Here is a 5,006-nt window from a genome sequence, read left to right as displayed (position 1 = left end):
GCCGATCCCCGTCCCCGTCGCCTACCACACCTTCGGCGGCTGGAAGCGCTCGGCCTTCGGCGACGCCAACCAGCACGGCATGGAGGGCGTCCGCTTCTGGACCAAGGTCAAGACCATCACCGCCCGATGGCCCGAAGGCGCCACCGAGGACTCCGCTTTCGTCATCCCCACCATGAAGTAACCCGGGACGCCGCACCCTCAGCGAGTCCCTACGCCTTTCGGCCTAGGACCTTCGCCCGATATCGCGCCCGGCCGCCACGCCGTAGCCTCGTCCTCGCAAAGGGGTGCTGGGGCGAAGGGCCGCCGCGCTCACCCGACCGGCCAGCCCATCCTGGCCCGACGCGGCGGTCCGGGCCGCCGTCGCCCCCCGCGGCGGCGGCCCCTCCGCAGACTAGGCCGGCGGGTCGCCCATCGCCGCGGCGTCGGCGCTGATCCGCGCCGTCAGCTCCTTGAGCAGCTTGGCGGCCAGCGTCGCGGTCATCCCGTTCACGTCGCGGTCGGGGTTCAGCTCGACGATGTCGCCGCCGATCACCGGGCCGGGCGCCCTCCAGATCACTTCCAGCACCTCGCGGGTCGTCAGCCCGCCCGGCTCATGGTGCGAGACCCCCGGCGCGAACGCCGGATCCAGCCCGTCGAGGTCGATCGAGATGTAGGTCGGCGCGTGCGGCAGCAACTGGATGGATGCGGCATGGTCCGCTGGCGAGAACCAGCGCACCCCGAACCTCCCGGCCTGGTCGCGCAGGTGGGCGTTCATGGTGCGGATGCCGAGCTGGGTCAGGGAGGAGGCCAGCTTCTTCTCCATGATCCGCGCGAACGGTGAAGCATGGCTCAGCGGGTCGCCGCCGAAGTCGGCGTAGAGGTCGGGGTGGGCGTCGATATGCACCACCTGCGGCGGCGGCCGCCGCGCCTCGGCGTAGCCGGCCAGGATCGGGTGCGTGACCATGTGGTCGCCGCCCAGGAACACCGCCGGCCCCGCCTCGAAGGCCGTCCGCGCCGCCTCGACGATGCGGTGGTAGTCGACGGCGTCGCCGTGGATCGGCGCGTCGCCCAGGTCGCGGATCAGCTCGGCCAGGTCCAGGCCGTTACTGGCCGTCATGTGGCTGTGCGCGGACCGCAGCGCCTCACGGATCGCCGCAGGCGCCTTGGCCGCCCCGCGCAGGTGCGACGAGTGGCTGTCGATGGGCAGGCCGGTGAGCGAAACGGGCTTCATGGGGCAGGCTTAGCGCGCCCGTCCGGCGAAGGGGAGAGCGCGTTCCTTGCGCTCGCGGGCGGGCGCCGCTAGGCCGGTAGGCGAGATGGCGTCCGCCCTGCAAGCCGCCTATGAGGCGAAGATTCGCGACGGGTCGATCCGGCCCGACCCGGCCCAGGCCGCGGCGCTCAGACCCCTCGTCCGGCTCGAGACGGACCTGGGCGACGACGAGCCTGAGGGCGGCATCCTGGCCATGCTGCGCAGACGCCACTACGAGGCCCCGCGCGGCGTCTACCTGATCGGCCCCGTCGGCCGCGGCAAGACGCTGCTGATGGACCTGTTCTACGAGACGGCCACCGGCTTCAAGAAGCGGCGCACCCACTTCCACGTCTTCATGGGCGAGGTCCACCGGCTGATCGACGCCTGGCGCAAGGGCGACCGGGACGCGCGCCGCAGGCGGTTCGGCCAGCACAAGGGCGACGACCCGATCCCGCCGGTGGCCGACCTGATCGCCGGGCAGGCGCGCCTGCTCTGCTTCGACGAGTTCCAGGTCACCGACATCGCCGACGCGATGATCCTGGGCCGCCTGTTCGAGGCGCTCTTCGCCCACGGGGTGGTCCTGGTCGCCACGTCGAACCGCCTCCCGGACGACCTCTACCTGAACGGCATCAACCGCCAGCTCTTCCTGCCCTTCATCGAGCTCCTGAAGACAAAGGCCGAGGTCGTCACGATCGCGGGCCCGCACGACTACAGGCTCGACCGGCTGCGCGCCGCCGGCGCCTGGTTCTCGTCGCAGGACCCAACCCAGGTCGCGGCCTTCGACGCCCTGTGGGTCGAAATGCTGGGCCCCGAGGACGAGGACGGCGAAACCGTCGAGGTGCTGGGCCGCAAGCTCGCCTTTCCGCGCGCCGCCGGCGGCCTGCTCCGCGCCACCTTCGACGCCCTCTGCAAGGTTCCGCTGGGCCCGAACGACTACGTCGCCATCGCCGCGCGGTTCCACACCGTCTTCCTGGAGGGCCTGCCCAAGATGGGTCCGGCGAACCGCGAGGAAGCACGCCGCCTCGTGATCCTCATCGATGCCCTTTACGAGGCCAGGACCCATCTCGTCGTCCTGGCCGCGGCCGAGCCCGTCGACCTCTACCCCGCCGGCGACGGCAGCTTCGAGTTCGAGCGCACCGCGTCCCGCTTGCAGGAAATGCGCTCGGAAAGCTGGCTGGAGGACCGCTAGCCAAGCGCTGCTGTCTCAGCGCGGGTCGCCTTCGACGGCGCGAACCGCGACGACGGGCGCCATCGAAGCTGACAGGCTTAGGCTTGGCGACGCAGGCGCGGCGACACTGGGTGTGGAGCGTCCTGGCGCTCACGCCCTGAGGGCGTCGACCAGCTCGCGCGCATAGGGTCGCAGGTCCGCCTCGGCGCGCACAACAATGGTCAGCTCCCGCAACGCCCAGTCGTCGGCGAGGTCGATCACCGCCAGCTTCATCGTCATCGCCGCCCGCCGCGCTGTCGTCTGCGGCACCACGCCGACGCCGACGCCCGCCTCCACCATCCGGCAGACGGCGTCGAAGCTGCGGAGCTGCACGCGCAGCTTCAGCGGCCGGCCTTCCCGCGCGGCCTTGGCGGTCAGGAACCGTTGCAGCGAGGCCGAGCGCTCCAGTCCGACGACGTCGTAGGCCAGCACCTCGCCGAAGCTCACCGGTCCGCGCCCGGCCAGAGGATGACCGGCCGCCGTCACCACCACGAACCGGTCCTCGCGGAACGGATAGGTCTGCAGCGCGCCGACCTCGACCGTGCCGGCCACGATGCCCACGTCGCCCACCCCCTCGGCGATGAGGCCGACGATCTCGTCCGACAGCCGCTCCTCCAGGTCGACGCTGAGGTGCGGATGCGCCGCCAGGAACGCGCCCAGCGCCTCGGGCAGGAACTCCGTCAGCGCGTTGGTGTTGGCCAGCAGCCGCACCTCGCCCGACATGCCGCCCGCGAACGCCGAAAGGTCCTCGCGCATCCGCGCGGCCTGACCCAGCATCGTGCGGGCGTGCTTGAGCAGCATCCGCCCCGCCGCCGTGGGCGTGACTCCCTGGCGCGAGCGCGTGAGCAGAGCCGCGCCCAGCGTGGTCTCCATGTTGCGGATCCGCGTCGAGGCCGCGGCCAGCGCCAGCGCGCTCTTCTGCGCGCCCGCCGTGATCGAGCCCTCGTCGACCACGTCGCAGAACAGTCGCATGTCGGTGAGGTCGAACCGCATCCTTCGCCTTTCGCGAAGGCAACCTAGCCCGATGGCGCATTGCCTCCAAGCGCACAGCGGTCGAGGCTTCGGAACTTGCGAACCGCGCGGGTTCGGAATTTGCGAAGCGTTCGCAAGTGGAGCCGCCGCAAGTTTCAGCGGGACGCCCGGCCGGACCTCAACGGTCCGACCGTTCGTTGACACCCTTTGTCCGGCGCTTAAAACCGCAGGGCCGGGGGCTTTAGGGGAGGCGGCGGCCAGAGATGACAAGCGTTCCACGCGGTCCTGCGGACCGCCCGATGTCGCCGCACGTGCAGGTATGGCGCTGGCACGTCACCATGCTCACCTCGATCCTGCACCGGGTGACCGGCTGCGGGCTCTACCTCGGCGGCCTGATCCTGGCCGCCTGGGCCGTGTCGCTGGCGGCGGGCCCCGAAACCTACGCGACATTCAAGGCGCTGCTGGGCTCGCCGCTGGGCAAGGTGGTGATGCTGGGGATGAGCGCCTCGGTGTTCTACCACCTGGCCAACGGCGTCCGGCACCTGGTCTGGGACTTCGGCCACGGCCTCGGCAAGGAGAGCGCCACCGCCTCGTCCTACATGGTCTTCGGCTTCACCATCGCGGCCACCGCCGCGGCCTGGGCGATCGCCTACATGTCGGGAGCCCTGGCATGAGCTACCGCACCCCGCTCTCCCAGGCCCGCGGCCTGGGTTCCGCCAAGCACGGCGTCGGCCACTGGCTGTCCGAGCGCGTCGCCGCCATCGCGCTGGTCCCTCTGGTGCTCTGGGGCGCCTACAGCGTCATCCTGCTGGCCGGCATGGACTACTACGAGGCCGCGGCCTGGATCGGCGATCCGCTGAACGCGACCCTGATGATCCTGACGATCTTCGTCTCCACGTCCCACATGATCTCGGGGGTGCGTGTGGTGATCGAGGACTACGTCTACAGCAACCTGAACAAGGCGGCGGCCCTGCTGCTCAACCTCTTCATCGGATGGCTGGCCGGCGCGCTGGCCATCTTCTCGGTCCTCAAGGTCGCGCTGGGGGGCGCCTGATCCGATGGCGGCTTACGCATTCACGGACCACAAGTTCGACGTCGTGGTCGTCGGCGCAGGGGGCTCGGGCCTCCGCGCCGCGCTGGGCTGCGCCCAGGCCGGCCTGAAGACGGCCTGCATCACGAAGGTCTTCCCCACCCGCTCCCACACGGTCGCCGCCCAGGGCGGCATCTCGGCCAGCCTCGGCAACATGGGCGAGGACGACTGGCGCTGGCACATGTACGACACCGTCAAGGGGTCTGACTGGCTGGGCGACCAGGACGCCATCGAATACCTGTGCCGCAACGCGCCCGCCGCCGTGTACGAACTCGAGCACTGGGGCGTCCCGTTCAGCCGCACGGCGGACGGCAAGATCTACCAGCGCGCCTTCGGCGGCATGACCAAGAACTACGGCGAGGCGCCGATCCAGCGCACCTGCGCCGCGGCCGACCGCACCGGCCACGCCATGCTGCACACCATGTACGGGCAGTCGCTGGCGCACGAGACCGAGTTCTTCATCGAGTATTTCGCCCTCGACCTCATCATGGACGACGGCGTCTGCCGGG

At 70.6% G+C, this 5,006-nt stretch carries 6 protein-coding genes and 1 pseudogene; 5 read left to right on the top strand and 2 right to left on the bottom strand.

The window, feature by feature from the left end:
* Window positions 1-181 (top strand): annotated as a pseudogene (locus JNL41_RS10975) (methylmalonate-semialdehyde dehydrogenase (CoA acylating)); the annotation flags it as partial.
* 210 nt (window positions 182-391) lie between these two features.
* Here JNL41_RS10975 and JNL41_RS10970 read toward each other — a convergent pair.
* Window positions 392-1,210: an arginase family protein gene (locus JNL41_RS10970; protein WP_293474857.1), complete on the bottom strand. Its 819-nt coding sequence runs from the start codon at window positions 1,208-1,210 to the stop codon at window positions 392-394.
* 85 nt (window positions 1,211-1,295) lie between these two features.
* On the opposite strand from JNL41_RS10970, the gene zapE reads away from it, so the two are divergent.
* Window positions 1,296-2,417 carry a cell division protein ZapE gene (gene zapE / locus JNL41_RS10965; RefSeq protein WP_293474855.1) on the top strand — a complete coding sequence of 374 codons (1,122 nt, stop codon included), beginning with the start codon at window positions 1,296-1,298 and terminating at the stop codon, window positions 2,415-2,417.
* A 129-nt stretch (window positions 2,418-2,546) separates the two neighbouring features.
* On the opposite strand, the gene JNL41_RS10960 is transcribed toward zapE, so the two are convergent.
* A complete protein-coding gene (locus tag JNL41_RS10960; RefSeq protein ID WP_293474853.1) occupies window positions 2,547-3,428 on the bottom strand; it encodes a LysR substrate-binding domain-containing protein in 882 nt (293 codons plus the stop codon).
* Between the two features lie 278 nt (window positions 3,429-3,706).
* Between JNL41_RS10960 and sdhC the strand changes: the two genes are divergently transcribed.
* The 3 genes from sdhC to JNL41_RS10945 all read left to right on the top strand — a co-directional run.
* On the top strand, window positions 3,707-4,081 hold the full coding sequence (sdhC, locus tag JNL41_RS10955) for a succinate dehydrogenase, cytochrome b556 subunit (RefSeq protein WP_293474851.1): 375 nt from the start codon (window positions 3,707-3,709) through the stop codon (window positions 4,079-4,081).
* Entirely contained in the window at window positions 4,078-4,461 is a 384-nt protein-coding gene (gene sdhD, locus JNL41_RS10950) for a succinate dehydrogenase, hydrophobic membrane anchor protein (protein ID WP_293474849.1), read from the top strand. The genes sdhC and sdhD overlap by 4 nt, the downstream gene beginning before the upstream one ends.
* A gap of 4 nt (window positions 4,462-4,465) precedes the next feature.
* The coding region (locus JNL41_RS10945) for an FAD-binding protein (protein WP_293474847.1) at window positions 4,466-5,006 on the top strand (541 nt) is incomplete at its 3' end.

Origin of the sequence: Phenylobacterium sp. (assembly GCF_016793285.1) — a bacterium.
Taxonomy (GTDB): domain Bacteria; phylum Pseudomonadota; class Alphaproteobacteria; order Caulobacterales; family Caulobacteraceae; genus Phenylobacterium.
Note: the sequence above shows the minus strand (reverse complement) of the source record. Positions and strands in the feature narration are given on the sequence as shown.

Bases quoted from the DNA above. Each gene is read 5' to 3' on its own strand.
- JNL41_RS10970 (WP_293474857.1), bottom strand. From the start codon at position 1,210: ATGAAGCCCGTTTCGCTCACCGGCCTGCCCATCGACAGCCACTCGTCG.
- zapE (WP_293474855.1), top strand. From the start codon at position 1,296: ATGGCGTCCGCCCTGCAAGCCGCCTATGAGGCGAAGATTCGCGACGGG.
- JNL41_RS10960 (WP_293474853.1), bottom strand. From the start codon at position 3,428: ATGCGGTTCGACCTCACCGACATGCGACTGTTCTGCGACGTGGTCGAC.
- sdhC (WP_293474851.1), top strand. From the start codon at position 3,707: ATGTCGCCGCACGTGCAGGTATGGCGCTGGCACGTCACCATGCTCACC.
- sdhD (WP_293474849.1), top strand. From the start codon at position 4,078: ATGAGCTACCGCACCCCGCTCTCCCAGGCCCGCGGCCTGGGTTCCGCC.